This window comes from Pseudomonas sp. JUb52, assembly GCF_004341115.1.
Lineage (GTDB): Bacteria > Pseudomonadota > Gammaproteobacteria > Pseudomonadales > Pseudomonadaceae > Chryseomonas > Chryseomonas oryzihabitans.
The window spans coordinates 388,362-403,597 of sequence record NZ_SLYS01000003.1; the positions used below are offsets into that span (position 1 = coordinate 388,362).

Annotated in this window: 10 protein-coding genes and 2 pseudogenes; 6 read left to right on the forward strand and 6 right to left on the reverse strand. The window is 68.1% G+C overall.

Annotation, left to right across the window (positions count from 1 at the left end; all coding sequences use genetic code 11):
- The first annotated feature begins 150 nt into the window (after window positions 1-150).
- Window positions 151-1,089 carry a LysR family transcriptional regulator gene (locus tag EC839_RS07435; RefSeq protein ID WP_007159613.1) on the forward strand — a complete coding sequence of 313 codons (939 nt, stop codon included), beginning with the start codon at window positions 151-153 and terminating at the stop codon, window positions 1,087-1,089.
- An 18-nt stretch (window positions 1,090-1,107) separates the two neighbouring features.
- Here EC839_RS07435 and dld read toward each other — a convergent pair whose 3' ends face one another.
- From dld to EC839_RS07450, 3 genes are all read right to left on the reverse strand, one after another.
- The gene (gene dld, locus EC839_RS07440; protein WP_007159614.1) at window positions 1,108-2,868 is read right to left on the reverse strand and encodes a D-lactate dehydrogenase; all 1,761 of its coding nucleotides are present in this window, start codon (window positions 2,866-2,868) and stop codon (window positions 1,108-1,110) included.
- A gap of 79 nt (window positions 2,869-2,947) precedes the next feature.
- On the reverse strand, window positions 2,948-4,291 hold the full coding sequence (locus EC839_RS07445; RefSeq protein ID WP_007159615.1) for an MFS transporter: 1,344 nt from the start codon (window positions 4,289-4,291) through the stop codon (window positions 2,948-2,950).
- A 160-nt stretch (window positions 4,292-4,451) separates the two neighbouring features.
- Complete coding sequence (locus EC839_RS07450) at window positions 4,452-5,588, reverse strand: iron-containing alcohol dehydrogenase (protein WP_007159616.1); 1,137 nt, start codon at window positions 5,586-5,588, stop codon at window positions 4,452-4,454.
- Between the two features lie 191 nt (window positions 5,589-5,779).
- Between EC839_RS07450 and EC839_RS07455 the strand changes: the two genes are divergently transcribed.
- The 3 genes and pseudogenes from EC839_RS07455 to EC839_RS24880 all read left to right on the forward strand — a co-directional run.
- A complete protein-coding gene (locus tag EC839_RS07455) occupies window positions 5,780-6,529 on the forward strand; it encodes a carbon-nitrogen hydrolase family protein (protein ID WP_007159617.1) in 750 nt (249 codons plus the stop codon).
- 197 nt (window positions 6,530-6,726) lie between these two features.
- Window positions 6,727-7,866: pseudogene (locus EC839_RS24875) on the forward strand (cache domain-containing protein); the annotation flags it as partial.
- A 288-nt stretch (window positions 7,867-8,154) separates the two neighbouring features.
- Window positions 8,155-8,727 (forward strand): annotated as a pseudogene (locus EC839_RS24880) (methyl-accepting chemotaxis protein); the annotation flags it as partial.
- A gap of 50 nt (window positions 8,728-8,777) precedes the next feature.
- Here EC839_RS24880 and EC839_RS07465 read toward each other — a convergent pair.
- The 3 genes from EC839_RS07465 to EC839_RS07475 all read right to left on the reverse strand — a co-directional run bounded on the left by EC839_RS07465 (window position 8,778) and on the right by EC839_RS07475 (window position 12,299).
- Window positions 8,778-10,751, reverse strand: coding sequence for a choline BCCT transporter BetT (locus tag EC839_RS07465; RefSeq protein ID WP_007159619.1), 1,974 nt, complete (start codon window positions 10,749-10,751; stop codon window positions 8,778-8,780).
- An 82-nt stretch (window positions 10,752-10,833) separates the two neighbouring features.
- Entirely contained in the window at window positions 10,834-11,682 is an 849-nt protein-coding gene (locus EC839_RS07470) for an AraC family transcriptional regulator (RefSeq protein ID WP_007159620.1), read from the reverse strand.
- A gap of 17 nt (window positions 11,683-11,699) precedes the next feature.
- Window positions 11,700-12,299 carry a LysE family translocator gene (locus EC839_RS07475; RefSeq protein ID WP_132832491.1) on the reverse strand — a complete coding sequence of 200 codons (600 nt, stop codon included), beginning with the start codon at window positions 12,297-12,299 and terminating at the stop codon, window positions 11,700-11,702.
- A gap of 157 nt (window positions 12,300-12,456) precedes the next feature.
- Between EC839_RS07475 and EC839_RS07480 the strand changes: the two genes are divergently transcribed.
- Both EC839_RS07480 and EC839_RS07485 read left to right on the forward strand, forming a co-directional pair.
- Window positions 12,457-13,902, forward strand: a complete 1,446-nt coding sequence (locus EC839_RS07480) for a PAS domain-containing sensor histidine kinase (RefSeq protein ID WP_007159622.1) — start codon at window positions 12,457-12,459, stop codon at window positions 13,900-13,902.
- Entirely contained in the window at window positions 13,887-15,224 is a 1,338-nt protein-coding gene (locus EC839_RS07485) for a sigma-54 dependent transcriptional regulator (RefSeq protein ID WP_007159623.1), read from the forward strand. Before EC839_RS07480 ends, EC839_RS07485 begins: the two co-directional genes overlap by 16 nt.
- Window positions 15,225-15,236: the final 12 nt, after the last annotated feature.

Genomic DNA, 15,236 nt, shown 5'->3' on the forward strand with positions numbered 1-15,236 from the left:
CCGAAGGCCTTGCCACCGCCACGCTGGCGAAAAGGCTCGCGGCCGGTCAAGCCCCGCCTTTATTACAGGCTGTTATACGCAAGCAACGACTTGCTCTAGGCTAGAGCCTCTGGGATCAACAATAAGCAACCGCGGTATAACGGTCGGTCAATGAAGCATCTCGCCAGTCTCAACGCCATCATGTCGCGGCTGCACGCCAAGCAGCTGCGCCTGCTCATCGCCCTGGCGGAAAAGGGTTCGCTGCTCAATGCCGCGGAAGGCCTGGGGCTCACCCAGCCGGGCGCCAGCAAGGCGCTCAAGGAGCTGGAGTCCGCCCTCGGCGTGGAATTGTTCCTGCGCACCAACCGCGGCCTATTGCCGACCCCGGCGGGCACCTGCGCCATTCGCTTCGCCCGGCTGATCCAGGCCGACCTGGACAATCTGCGCCTCGAACTCCACGCCATCGCCAGCGGCTCCGGCGGCAAGCTGGCCATAGGCACCATCATGGGCGCCGTGCCCCTGCTCACCCATGCCATCTCGCGGCTGCTGGAACTGCAGCCACGGCTGTCCATCGAGGTGGTGGAAGACACCAGCACGACCCTGCTCGGTCTGATCGACCAGGGGCGGCTGGACGCGGCCATCTGTCGCCTGTCGGTCAGCGAGCGGCCGGAAAGCTACGACGCCCTGGTCATCAAAGACGAGTCCCTCGCGGTCATCGCCCACGCCGCCCATCCGGCCGCCCAGCGCGAGCGGGTCGAGTTGCGGGATCTCTCGGACAGTCGCTGGGTGGTCTATCGGGCCAACATGCCCATGAGACGCACCCTGGAACACGAATTCTTCGAGGCGCAGCTGCCCTTTCCGCTGCACCTGATCGAGACCACCTCGGCGTTGACCACCCTTTCACTGTTGAGCCGCAATCCCCGGCTGGTGGCGCTGGTCTCGGTCGAGGTGGCGGACTATGTCTGCCAGCATGGCCTGGTCAGTCGCCTGCCGCTGGAGCTCAGGTCGCACAGCGAGCCCTATGAGCTGGTCTCGCGGCGCAGCGCCCAGCAGAATCCGGCGTTCGCGCTGCTGGTGGAATCGCTCTACGCCATCCAGCAGGAAGACTGAGCCGCCCCTTACTCCCGCTCAGGACGTGCGACTCGTCTCCGCCCGGGCCGTCTTCGCCGCCGCGGCGATGGCATCGCCGGCATGCGTGGCGCAGCAGTCCTCCTGCCAGCGATGGCGCCGCGTCAGCTGTCCGATGCCCGGGTTGAAGGCATTGGTCGGATCGAGCTGGCGATAGTGCCGCTCTAGTTCCGGCGCCGCGGCGTAGAGGTGACCGACATTGTGCTCGGCGGGATAACGGGCGCCGCGGGCCTCCAGCAGGGCCAGCAGGCGACGCTTGAGCGCCGCGCAGTCCCGACCCTTCTTCACCAGGTATTCCTGGTGCAGCACGTGACAGAAGAAGTGCCCGCAATACATGGTCACCTCGATCTGCTCCGCCAGCTCCGGCGGCAGAGTCTCGAACCAGTCCTGGGTGTTGCGCGGCAGGGCGATGTCCAGGGCGAGGATGTCTTCCACGGTGTCCCGGTGCACCGCCCGGTAGCGATTCATGGCATTGCCGACCGCGAAGCGATTGAGGAAGGCGGCGTTGCCCTCCTCCGCGTCGCACTCGATGAAATCCGCGTCGGCGCTGGGCAGCCAGGACTGCAGATAGGCGCGGGCCTCGTCGATGCCGTCTTCGCCCATCTTGAGCAGCAGATGATGCTCGAAGCGCGAGGCGAAGGCGTTGAGGCGCGCCGGCAGGTGCTCCGGCAAGGGCACGGCGAGGCGTTGCAGCAGGCGATCGCCGAGCTGGGCACCCAGGCCCAGGCGTTCGCTCAGGGCATCGAAGCGGGTCTTCCAGGCAAAGGCCTGGGGCACCCGTTGCGCGCCACAGCGCTGGATGAAGAGGAACAGGTCCTTGCCGTAGGTACGACTGAGTTCGTAGGCCGTGCGGTGCATGTATTCGCCGGCGATGGGCAACTGGGCGAAGTTGATCAGGATGTGCCGGCGGATGGCCTCCAGATCGGCGGCCCGGTTGGAGCCGATGTAGAACACCCGGGTGTTGCGATCGGCGGCGAAGGTATCCAGGCGCAGGGCAAACACGGCGATCTTGCCCGCCGAACCCGAGGCTTCGTACAGCCGCCGCGGATCGGCGTTGTAGCGCGCCGGGGTGGCCGAGGCCACGTCGCGGACATGGCGGGCGTATTCGCGATCGGAGGCCATGGCCCCGGCCGGGTCCTGAACGACGCTGTCATCGAAGCGGCCTTTGTCGAGTCGGGTGAGGATCTCCTCGGGGCTGTCGCCCAAGGCCAGGCCCAGGTGGTTGACCAGTTGCAGCTGCCCGGCTTCGTCGATGCGGGCGAACAGCGACAGCTGGGTAAAGGCCGGTCCGCGGCGGATCAGCGAGCCGCCGGAATTGTTGCAGACGCCACCGGTGACGGAGGCGCCGATGCAGGTCGAGCCGATCACCGAATGCGGCTCGCGCCCCAGGGGTTTCAGCGTCGTCTCCAGCTGGCTCAGGGTCACCCCCGGCTGGGACAGCACCTGCTCGCCCTGGCGCAGCAGGGCCAGGCGGGTCAGGCGCAGGGTGTTGATCAGCACCACCGGCCGGTCATAGCCTTCGGCCACCGGGGTGGAGCCCCCGGTCAGGCCGGTATTGGCCGCCTGGCAGATGATGATGGTCCCGGCGCTGTGGCAGCGCTGCAGGACGCGCCACATCTCCAGCAGGCTGCCGGGCCGCACCACGGCAAGCACCGCCCCGCCGCCATAGCGGATCCCCAGGCGGAAGCGCCGGGTCGCGGCGTCGCCCTGCAGGACATGGCGCCGTCCGACGATGGTGTGCAACTCGCTGACCAGATCCATGACGTCCTCTTCACTGGCAAGGAAAGCGGAAGCGAGGGGTGGTCGCTTCCGCTCGAAAGGCGCGACTATCGCGGCGTGGTCACTCGGCCAGCAATCCGGCGTTGGATGGCGCGGGCCGCCCTGTTACCCACAGCATCAGCGCCGCGCATACCAGTAGGCAACCCCCGAGCAGCATCAACCCGACCTGCGCCGAGCCGAACAGCGTCGTCAGCAGCCCCAGCAGATAGGGTCCGGCGAAGCCGCCGAGATTGCCGAAGGAGTTGATGATGGCGATGCCAGCCGCGGCGGCGGCGCCCTGCAGAAAGGCGCCGGGCAGCCCCCAGAACAGGGCGATGGCGCTCAGACTGCCACCCACGGCGAAGGCGACACCCAGGATCATCAGCACGAGATGCTGGGGGAAGGCCGCGCAGAGGATCAGGCCGATGCCGGCCAGCACCGACATCAGGGCGCCATAGGCGCGCTGGTTACCCTTGCGCTGAGCCTGGCGGGTGACCCAGACCATGGTCGCCGCGCCGAACACATAGGGGATGGCGGTGATGAGGCCGATGTCCAGGACCGAGGCCACTCCAGCGTTCTTGATGATGGTCGGCACCCAGAAATTGATGCCGTAGTTGCCGAGCATCAGCAGGACGTAGATGACCGTGAGCAGCCAGATGATGGGCAGGGCATACAGGCGCTTGAGGGCGACGCGCGGCTTTTCCGCGGCTTCCAGGGCCAGCCGCCGGGTGAGTTCGGCCTTTTCCTGATCGTTCAGCCACCGGGCATCCTGGATGCCGTTGTCCAGCAGCCAGAGCACCACCACCCCGACCACCACGGCGGGCATGGCCTCGATGACGAACATCCACTGCCAGCCCGCCAGCAGGCCGTTGGCGCCCATGTAGTACATGATGGCGCCGCTGAGCGGACCGCCAAAGATGAAGGACACCGGATTGCCGAGGATAACGATGGCCATCATGCGGCTGTGCAGCGCCGAGGGAAACCAGTAGGTCAGGTAGAGGATCACCCCGGGAAAGAAGCCCGCCTCGCACACGCCGAGCAGGAATCTGAGTCCATAGAAGGTCATCTCGTGGCTGATGCCCAGCAGTTGGGCGATGGGCCCGGTGAAGGCCATCAGCGAAGAGACCAGGCCCCAGGTGATCATGATGCGGGCAATCCACAGCTTGGCGCCGACGCGATGCAGCATCAGGTTGCTGGGGACTTCGAAGATGAAGTAACCGATGAAGAAGATGCCGGCGCCCAGGCCGTAGGCCGCCTCGGACATGCCGAGGTCGTTGAGCATGGCGAGCTTGGCGAAGCCGACGTTGACCCGATCGAGATAGGCGATGATGTAACCGAGCAGCAGCAGCGGCAACACGCGCCAGGCGACCTTGCGGTAGAGCGGATCGAACTGCACCGGGGATGCGGCGGTACTGGGATGGGCCATGATGTTTCGCGTCCTTTAATTGTTGTGATTGTCGCGAGGGTCTTGCAAAGCGGTCGTCGGTCATCCGCGGCCCGCTGCCCGCCCGGAACGAGTCGAGGCGCGCGGCAGGACAGCGAATGGCACTGCAGCGGAAGGGCTCTCCGCTACGGACGGCAGGGCCTCAGAACGAGGCCTGGATCAGGTGGGCATAGTCCTCCGCCGAGGCTTCCCGGGGATTGGTCTGGTGGCTGTGATCGGCCAGGGCGCCGGCGACGATGCGCGGGATGAGCCCCCTGTCGACCCCCATCTGCGCCAGCCCTGTCGGCAGCCGCAGGGCTTCGGCCTTGTGCGCCAGCGCCTGCTCCACCGATAGCTGCGGCGGCAGTTCCATGGCCTGGGCGAGGCGTTCGAGTTTCTCGTCGCGGACCACCGATTCGGCGCTCCGGTTGAAGGCCACCACGGCCGGCAGCAGGACCGCGTTGAGGGTGCCATGGTGCAGCCGCGGGTCGATGCCGCCCAGCGAGTGACTCAGGCTGTGCACGCAGCCCAGCCCCTTCTGGAAGGCCAGTGCCCCCTGCAGCGAGGCGCTGAGCATCTGGGTACGGGCTTCCAGATTGCTGGGCTCGTTGAACGCCAGCTCTAGATGGCGCCAGGCCCGGCGCAGGCCGTCCAGGGCGATGCCCTCGGCCGGCGGATTGAAGCCGGGCGCAAGGAAGGTCTCGATGCAGTGGGCCACCGCGTCCATGCCCGTGGCGGCGGTCAGGTGCGGCGGCAGGCTGAGCGTCAGCAGCGGATCGCAGATGGCCACCCGCGGGATGACATGGGGCGAGAGGATGCCGACCTTGCGGCCATCGTCGAGGATGATGATGGCGCCGCGTCCCACCTCGCTACCGGTGCCGGCCGTGGTCGGAATGGCCACGATGGGCACCGTCGCCGCGGTGATCCGCGTCAGGCCGCCTTCGATGAGGGCGAATTGTTTCAGCGGGCCGGTATGGCGCGCGGACACGGCGATGGCCTTGGCCAGGTCGATGGGCGAACCCCCACCGACGGCGATGATGCCGTCGCAGTCCGCATCCCGGAAACAGGCGACGCCCTCGCGGGTGGCGGCCTCGGTGGGATTGGCCGGGGTGGCGTCGAACACCTGGTAGGCGGCCAGGGGATTGAGCGCCACCAGCTGCTCGATGAGACCGGCAGCCACCACGCCCCTATCGGTGACGATCAGTGGCCGCTTGAAGCCCAGCCGGGCGTTGACGTCGGCCAGTTCGGCCGCACAGCCGGCGCCGAAGCGGATCTCCGTTACATAGTTGATTATCGCCATGACCCGTCCTGTTATTCTTGAAATTGATAGACGGTCCGACTATAGCGAGGCGCCTCCCGGCCAAATACTGAGAGGTAGCGATAGCGGTATAACCAGGAGGCAACCCAGCCTGACCTCCCCTGCCGGACGCCCTCCCCACAGCGATGGCCGGGCCCGCTCTCCCGGGCGCCGCCGCTTTCCCTGGAGTCCCGATGCCCACCCCTACCCTGGCCGCCGCCCAATCCGTTTCACTCGCCGGCGACCTCGCCGCCAATCTACGCAGCCATCTGGACTTCATCGCCGCGGCTGCCGACGCCGGGGTGGAGCTCCTGCTGTTTCCGGAACTGTCCCTGACCGGCTATGAGCCGACCCTGGCGGCAGGGCTGACGCTGGAAAGCAGCGATGCCCGCCTGCGGCCGCTGCGGGAGGCCTGTCGCGCGGCCGGGCTGACGGCCGTGGTCGGGGCGCCGATCCAGGGCCCGACGGGGCTGCAGATTGGCGCGCTGATCCTGGGCGCCGATGGCCGCTGTCGCGTCCACACCAAGCAATACCTGCATCCGGGCGAGGCGCCGCCCTTCGTGCCAGGCAGTGGCGGGGACTTGCTGGAGGTGCGCGGGCTGCAGGCCGCCCTGGCCATCTGCGCCGACAGCAATCACGAGGCCCATGCCGATGCCGCCCGCGCCCGCGGCGCCGATCTCTACCTGGCTTCGGCGGTGATAGGCCCGACCGGCTATCCCGCCGACAGCGCGCGCCTGGCCGGCTATGCCCGGCGCCTGGGCATGCCGGTGCTCCTGGCCAATCACGGCGCGCCCACCGGCGGCTATGCCTGCGTGGGCCGCAGTGCCTTCTGGCAAGCCGATGGCAAGTGCCTGGTCGCGGCGCCAGGCGACGGCCCCTGCCTGGTGATCGTCCGCCTGCACGCGGGCGTCTGGCAGAGCGAAATCCGCGCCCTGCCGGCCTGAGCCGGGCAAGGAGACCCGGCTGCCTGCAAAGCGGCCACCGGGTCACGGCGCGACTCTGATAGCGATTCGATATCCCATCGCCCCTGCGACTAAAGGTCACACGTCAGACGCCGATAAGGCTCTGACATCCTCGTTCAGAACATCGCCAAGGATGCCTTTCGCAGCGTGAACGACGCTGTAACCGCAGGAGCGACACCATGGCCTTGAACACCATCCGGACCCGCTACACCCTGATCTTTCTCGGCTTCATCGGCGCGACCCTCGTGGCCACCGTCATCGGCATCCGCCTGTGGGTGACCCCGGACTTGGTCGCCGCCGGTGAATCCACCGTGCTTACCCGCGTCAACGAGGTGGGCACCCGTATCTATCGCGAACTCAACCAGATCCAGGCGCAGCAGCGCTCCATCACCCAGACCGTGCCGCTGCTGGACAGCGCCGCCATCGACCGGGTACTGCCCGGCCTGGTGGACCAGTATGGCGATGCCAAGGTGTTCGGCGGCGGCATCTGGCCGCTGCCCAACCAGCGTGAACAGGGCCGCGACAAGTTCAGCACCTTCTATCACCGCGATGCCGGCGGCAAGCTGATCGTCAACACCCACTGGAACTCCCCCGAGTCGCTCAACTACTGGGAGCAACCCTGGTTCCAGGCCGGTCTCAAGGGCCCAGCCGGCCAGTGCGTCTGGGCCGCCGCCTACAAGGACGCCGCCAGCGCCGAGCCGCGCACCAACTGCGCCATGGCTATCCAGCGCGACGGCAAGGCCTTTGGCGTCTCGACCATCGACCTGACCCTGGGCTTCTTCAACCCGCTGGTGGACAGCCTGCGCAAGGATCTCGACGACACCGACATGATGATCGTCGAGGCCGACGGCAAGATCCTCAGCAACCTCAGCGAACTTGGCGATTCGCAGATCCTGAACAACGTCTCGGCCTATGCCGCCCGCTCCCCCTTCGTCGCCGCCATCCAGCAGAACCTCGGCAAGCTCAAGGGCGAGGCCGTGGTGCGCGACACCTATGTCGACGAGCACGGCACGCCCCACACCTTCTTCCTGCGGCCGCTGGCCGGCACCCCCTGGCTGCTGGCCACGGCGCTGCCCACCGCGCTCATCGCGGCGACCAACACCGGCATCCTCAAGACCCTGGCGGCGATCCAGCTGCCGCTGGTCCTGCTGCTGGTGGCGATCATGGTGCTGGCGCTCGGTAAGCTGATGGGTCGCCTGGGCCTGCTGCAACGCAACATCGAATCCCTGTCCGCCGGCGATGCCGACCTGACCCGGCGCATTCCGGTGCACGGCAAGGACGAGGTGGACGCGGTGGCCGCCGCGGTCAACGGTTTCATCGGCTATCTGCAGCGGCTGATCGGCGAGGTGGGCGATGCCACCGATCGCATCGACACCGGCCTCAAGCAACTGCACGGTCAGGCCCAGCAGAACGGTGCCATCCTGGCTCGCCATGCCAGCGAAACCGACCAGGCAGTGACCGCCATCACCGAGATGAGCGCCACCTCCGACTCCGTGGCGCGCAGTGCCAGCGACACCGCCACCCTCACCCAGGCTGCCAACGGCCAGGCCGAGCGTTCCCGTGCGGTGGTCCAGCAGGCCTCGGCCAGCGTGCTGGCCCTGGTGGATCAGGTGGAAGACGCCACCCTCAAGGTGCAGGCCATGCAGAGCGACGCCCAGCGCATCAACGACGTGCTCGGGGTGATCGGCGAGATCGCCGGCCAGACCAACCTGCTGGCGCTCAACGCGGCCATCGAGGCGGCCCGGGCCGGCGAGCAGGGTCGCGGCTTCGCGGTGGTCGCCGACGAGGTCCGCGCCCTGGCTGGCCGTACCCAGCAGAGCACCGCCGAGATCAACGAGATGCTCAATAGGCTGCAGCAGGGCGTGAGTTCCGCGGTCGCGGCCATGGAAGTGACCAAGACCAGTTGCCAGAGCACCGCCGAGAAGACCCGCGAGGTCACCGACGGCCTGGACGAGATGAGCGGTTCGGTGGTGCGGATTAGCGATCTCTCGACCCAGATCGCCGCGGCGGCCGAAGAGCAGAGCGTGGTGGCCGGCGAAATCAACCAGAACATGGTTGCCGTGCGCCATATCGTCGACGACCTGGTCACCAGCGGTCAGCGCACCGCCGAGAGCACCGCGGCGGTGCAATCGTCCAACGAGCAGCTGATGGCGGTGGTGCGGCGCTTCCGGGTGAAGTGACCCAACGTCGCGACAGGAAGAAGCCGGGCATTGCGCCCGGCTTTTTCGTTTCAGCCCACCAGATGCAGGAAGTGCATGTGACGCTCGTACTGGTCGAGGATGTCGCCGATGACGTCTTCGCGTGACCAGCCCATGACGTCATGGTCCTGACCGCCTTCGCGCAGATAGACCTGGGCGCGGAAGTACTTGCGCTCCTCCCCCGGCTCGCTGCCCATGACGAAACTGGGCATGGCGTAGGCGTGGGGTCTGACCTGGTAGACGAACTCGGGCTGCTCGGCGGGACCCACGGTGAGGCGTACGCCGCCATCGTCGCGATCTTCGACGCTGCAGATATACCCCTGCTTGCGCCATTCCTCGGCTACCGCCAGGCACGCCGGCTTGGCCACCTCGCTGATGAAGCGCACCACATGACTACGCCGCGGAAACATCGCCAGACCACGCAGCCGGCGCTGCCAGCCTCCGGGCGATCTCATCGTGGGTGGCGAGATGCTCAGCGCCTGATGGCGCAGGCCGCGCTTGGTGGCATCCAGCTTCAACGCCTTGAGCAGGCCGCGCATGCTGAACAACAGGGCGATGGTGAACGGCAGGGCACTGGCGATGGTGGCGGTCTGCAGCGCCTTGAGGCCACCGGCCAGGAGCAAGGCGATGGCCACCAGACCCATGCTGGAGGCCCAGAACACCCGCTGCCAGACCGGCGTCTTGTCCTGGCCACCCGAGGCCAGCATGTCCACCACCATGGCGCCGGAGTCCGCCGAGGTGACGAAGAACACCACCACCATGACGATGGCCACCATGGAAATCACGCTGTGCAGCGGGAAGTGCTCGAGGAAGGCGAACAGCGCCAGGGAGCTGTCCTTGTTTACCGCGGCGGCCAGATCGGTGAGGCCATCGGTGAGGATCATGTGAATGGCCGTGTTGCCGAACACCGTCATCCACAGCAGGGTGAAACCGGCCGGCACCAGCAGCACGCCGGAAACGAATTCGCGGATGGTCCGGCCGCGCGAGATGCGCGCGATGAACAGGCCAACGAAGGGCGACCAGGCCAGCCACCAACCCCAGTAGAACAGCGTCCAGCCGCCGATCCAATCGGTGGGTTGGTAGGCATTGAGGTTGAGCGTACGGCTGACGATCTCGCTCAGGTAGCCGCCGGTGTTCTGCACGAAGGTCTGCAGGATCAGCACGGTCGGGCCGAGCACGATCACCGAGACCATCAGCAGCAGCGCCAGGCCCAGGTTCAGCTCGGACAACCGGCGCACGCCCTTGTCCAGACCGGTCGCCACCGACAGGGTAGCCAGGGCGGTGGTGGCGATGATCAGGCCGATCTGCACCGGCACCGAGATGGGCACGCCAAACAGCGCATTGAGTCCGGTATTGATCTGGGCCACGCCAAAGCCCAGTGAGGTCGCGACCCCCAGCACGGTGCCGATGATCGCGAAGATATCCACCGCATGGCCGATGGGGCCATGGATGCGTTCGCCGATCAGCGGATAGAGCGCCGATCTCAGGGTGAGCGGCAGGCCGTGTCGATAGCTGAAATAGGCCAGGATCAGCGCGACGATGGCATAGATGGCCCAGGCGTGCAGGCCCCAGTGGAAGAAGGTGATCTTCATCGCCTCGCGCGCGGCTTCGACGCTACCACCGGCGCCCACGGGCGGCGAGAGGAAATGCATCACTGGCTCGGCGACGCCAAAGAACATCAGGCCAATGCCCATGCCTGCCGAAAACAGCATGGCGAACCAGGTGGTGCTGCTGTAATCGGGCTCGCTGTGGTCCGGACCGAGCTTGATGTCACCGTAGCGGCTGACGCCCAGAAAGACCACGGTACCCAGAATGATGGCCACCGCGAGAATGTAGAACCAGCTGAGATTGCCGATGATCCAGGTCTGGACCGCCCCAAACACCTCCTGGGCGTTGGCCTGGAAAACGCTGGCGTAGAGCACCAGGACCAGCAAGATGCCGGTCGAGGTCCAGAACACGGGCGGACTGAAGGTATGGCGAGCGGCGGATTCTCCTTGGCCGTTCATAGACTGAGCTCCTGTTCATGAAGTGCGCACAGGTTGACTCCCTGCCCCGCCAATCGTTTCGCTCGCTGCGCTTGGATGTCGGTCACGAGGGCGTCTGGCGTCGCTTGCCGGGACCTGTGCCCAGCCCGCGAAACCAGCGCGCCGGAGCCATCCCGAAGGCCTGGCGGAAATGTTTCGTCATATGACTCTGGTCGTAGAAGCCGGCGGCAACGGCCGCCTCGGCCAGCCCCCGACCCAGGCGCACCTGCAGCCGTACCTGGTCGAGGCGGCGCAGGGTCAGGTAGCGGTGAGGACTGGTGCCGAAGTAGGCGCGGAAATCCCGGGTCAGACTCCAGCGATCCCGGCCGGCGCAGCGGGCCAGGTCGTCGAGGGTGACCGCCTGGTCGAGATGGTCTTCCAGATATTCACGCGCACGTAGCGCGGCGGCGAAGTCCACCCGCCCGCGACTGGGCCAGGCCTGGCAGACCTCAGCGAGGGTGGCGACCAGGCCATAGAGGGCGTCGTCGCGAGCCAGGACATCGGGTTGCGCGTCGAGGGCGGCGAACACCGCTTCGGTGGCCCGGGCCAGGCGCGGATCCCGGGAGACGCTCTCGCGGTGGAAGGGCAAGGGTCGCCCGCCCAGGATGTCCTGCACCAAGGTCGGCGGCAGGTAGAGCATGCGATAGCGAAAGCCATCGGCAGCGCCGGCACGCCCGTCATGGACCTCGTCCGGATGCAGGATCATGGTCTCGCCGGGCAGGCTGTTGGTCCGGGCGCCGCGATAGGAAAAGCTCTGCACCCCGGCCAGGGTACGGCCGATGGCATAGGTGGCGTGGCGATGGGGATCGAAGGCATGGCCGCTGAAGAAGGCTTCGATGGACTCCAGCTCGGCATGGGCCGGGGCGTGCCTTACCCAATCCGTGGCGCCGGGCAATTCGATCTGGCTGCGCATGGCGACTCCTCCGGCGCTCAGCCTAGCAGACCGCGCCAGGCGTCGTGGAACAACAGCAGGGCACAACCGACCAGACTCAGGCCCAGCAGCCGATTCACCGCGCGAAAGCCGCGTCCCCGCGCCAGGTAGCGCCCGAGCAGCGCCCCGAGCAAGGCGTAGCTCGCCGGGGCGCCGCCCGCCGACAGCGCCAGGGGCAGCGACCAGAGGGCGATCTTGCCTCCGGTCACCTGGGCCGCCGGAAACATCACCGTGGCGATGGGCAGCACCGCCAGCCACGCCTTGGGATTGAGGCCCTGGATCAGCAGGCCGCTAGCAAAGGTCAGCCGCGTGGCGGCGCCCTCCCCCGCTGTCGTTGGCGGTGCGGCCCGGGCGATGCGATAGCCGAGGTACAGGCAATAGCCACCACCCAGGAGCGCCAGCCACGGCAGCAGCGCCCCCGAGACCACGAACGCCCCGGCATAGCCCAGCGCCAGAAAGAGCACCAGCATGGCGCAGCCCACCCCGGCATAGAACCCCAGCGCCCGGCGGGCCTGGCCGCGCAGACCGGCGTTCAGCCCCAGGGCGTTGACCGGGCCGGGGCTGTACATGACGCTCAGGGCATAGAGGACGATTTCCAAGGGGCACCTGCCAGGCTATGAGAAGGAGGCTCAGGCTAGCCAGCGTGCCCAGGGTCTGGCTTGTACGTCTGTGGCTGAGATGAGCCACCCGCTCTGGCACTCGAACTCCGCCGGGGTGTGGCACTCTATCCAGGCCAAGGCCTGGAAGAGAAAGCCCATGTTCGGATCGCTGCGCAGTCGTCTGATTGCCCTGCTGCTGATGCTCGGCGGCATGGCCGTCGGGGTCGGCTGGCTGATGATCCTGCTCTTGCGCCAGTCGGAAAGCGCCCAGCTCGGCCAGGCCACGGTGGAAGCCGAGCAGGCGTGCCAGGCCATCGCCAGCAGCTATCGCTTCTACAGTAACGGCTGGTCCGGTCCTACCGCGGGCCTCACCGACCTGGCGCTGCAGCGCAGTCTCGGCGGCGTGGCCAGTGTCGCCCTGCTGCGTTATCGCGGCATGGCCGGCGGCCTCTGGCAGGAACAGGCAGGGCTCTTGGCCGATGCCAGTCCCTTCCCCCTGACCGCCGCCGAACGCCAGCACCTGGCCGATCTCGCCGCCGCGACCCTGGCCGAGGCGCGCAGCCTGAGCGACAGCTTCAGCGCGGACGGCGCCACGGTATTGGTGGCCGCCTGCCCACTGTCCGGACCCATTGCCGATCTCGCCGCCTGGACCCTAACCCGCCTGACCTTCGCCGAGGGCAGCGGGCAGCGCCAGCTGAAACTGGGCCTGGGCCTGCTGCTGCTGGCCATGCTCGCCGCCACCCTGCTGCTTGGCCGACTCACCTGGCAGTGGTCGCGCCATGTCGCGCGGGTCGAGCGCGATCTGGGCGCGAGTGCCAGCCAGGACCTGCCCACCCTCGCCCTCACCGGCGAACGCGAGCTGGATCGGGTGCTGGCGGCGCTCAACCAGGCCGGGCAACGCCTGGCCCAGGCCCGTGACGAAGCCCAGCGGCTGACCACCCAGGTTCACGCCAGTGAACGACTGGCCGCCCTCGGTCGGGTGGCCGCCGGGGTCGCCCACGAGATCCGCAATCCCCTGGCCGCCATGCGCCTCAAGGCCGAGAACGCCCTGGCCGGCGACAGCGGCCGGCAGCAGAAGGCGCTGGACGCCATCCTCACGCAGATCACCCGGCTGGACCGCCTGCTGCGCCGCCTGCTCGACCTCACCCAGCCGCTGCACCTGCAACCCACTGTCATCGCGCTGCCGGCCTTTTGCCGCGAGGTGCTGGCCGGTCACGAAGACCAGGCCGCCCAGCGCGGCATCCGCCTGACCGCCCGGGTGGCCGTCGAAGAGGGCTATTTCGATCGCGACGCCCTGGCCCGCGCCCTGGACAACCTGCTGCTCAACGCCCTGCAGGCCGCCCCGGCCGCCAGCGAGATCCGCCTCGACGCCAGCCGGCGCGGCGACTGGCTGGTGCTGGCGGTGGAAGACGAAGGCCAGGGGCCACCCGCCGCGTTGCGCGCCCAGCTCTTCGAGCCCTTCGTCACCGGCCGCCCCGAGGGCACCGGCCTGGGCCTGGCCCTGGTCCGCGAGACCGCCCGCGCCCACAGTGGCGAGGCGCGGCTGATCGATCCCTCCCTCCCCACGCGCTTCGAGATCCTCCTGCCATGCCAACCCTGCTGATCATCGATGACGACGCCGGTCTGCGCGACGCCCTGGCGGAAACCGCCGCGGACCAGGGCTACCGGGTGCTGCAGGCCGACGGCGGCGAAGCGGGCTTGCGGCTCCTGGCGCAGGAAAGGGTGGACGCCGTGCTGCTCGACCTGCGCATGCCCGGGCTGGACGGCCTGGAGGTGCTGGCGCGCATTCGCGCCCTGCCCGAGCCGCCGGCGGTCACGGTGCTGACCGCCTTCGCCAGTGCCGGCAACACCATCGAGGCCATGCGCCTGGGCGCCTTCGACCACCTCACCAAGCCCATCGGCCGTGACGAGCTGATCCGGGTACTGGCTGGCATGACCGCCCAGCGCGGTCCGGCCAGCGCGCCACCGGCCGCGGTCGAGGGCCACACCCTGGTGGGCGGCAGCGACGCCCTGCGCCAGGTGCAGAAGACCATCGGCCGCCTGGTGGACAGCGAGGCCACGGTGCTGGTCACCGGCGAGACCGGCACCGGCAAGGAACTGGTGGCCCGCGCCATCCACGAGCATGGCAAGAGACGCGGGGCGCCCTTCGTGGCGGTCAATTGCGCGGCCATCCCGCCGGACCTGCTGGAAAGCGAACTCTTCGGCCATGTGCGCGGCGCCTTCAGCGGGGCCACCGCCAATCGCCTCGGCGCCTTTCGCGAAGCCCAGGGCGGCACCCTCTTTCTCGACGAGATCGGCGACATGCCGCTGCCGATGCAGGCCAAGATCCTGCGCGCCCTGCAGGAACGCGAGGTGACGCCGGTGGGTGGCGCACCGGTGCGCCTGGACGTGCGCCTGGTGGCCGCCACCCACCGCGACCTGGCCCAGCGGGTCGCCAGCGGCGACTTCCGCGAAGACCTCTTCTATCGCCTGCACGTGGTGCCCATCCACCTGCCGGCGCTGCGCGAGCGGCGGGCCGACATCCTGCCGCTGGCCGAACACTTCCTCGCACCCAGCGGCCGGGTACTGGCGGACGATGCCGCCGCCCTGCTCTTGCGCCACCCCTGGCCAGGCAACGTGCGCGAATTGCGCAACGCCATCCAGCGCGCCGCGACCCTGGCTCAGGGCGAGCGCATCGTCGCCGCCGACCTGGCCTTTCTGCAGGGCGACACCCCGGACGAGGTAGCCATCGACGCCAGCTGGCCGGAGGAGACCCTGGCCGAAGCCACCGCGCGCCTGGAGCGCCTGCTGATCGAGCGCGCCCTGCAGCGCAGCGGCGGCAATCGCGCCGAAGCGGCGCGCCGCCTGGGCATTCATCGCCAGCTGCTCTACACCAAGCTGAGTCGGTTGGGCCTGGGTGTCGGCGCAGACGACAGTCCTGCCTAGGCTGACCGCTTT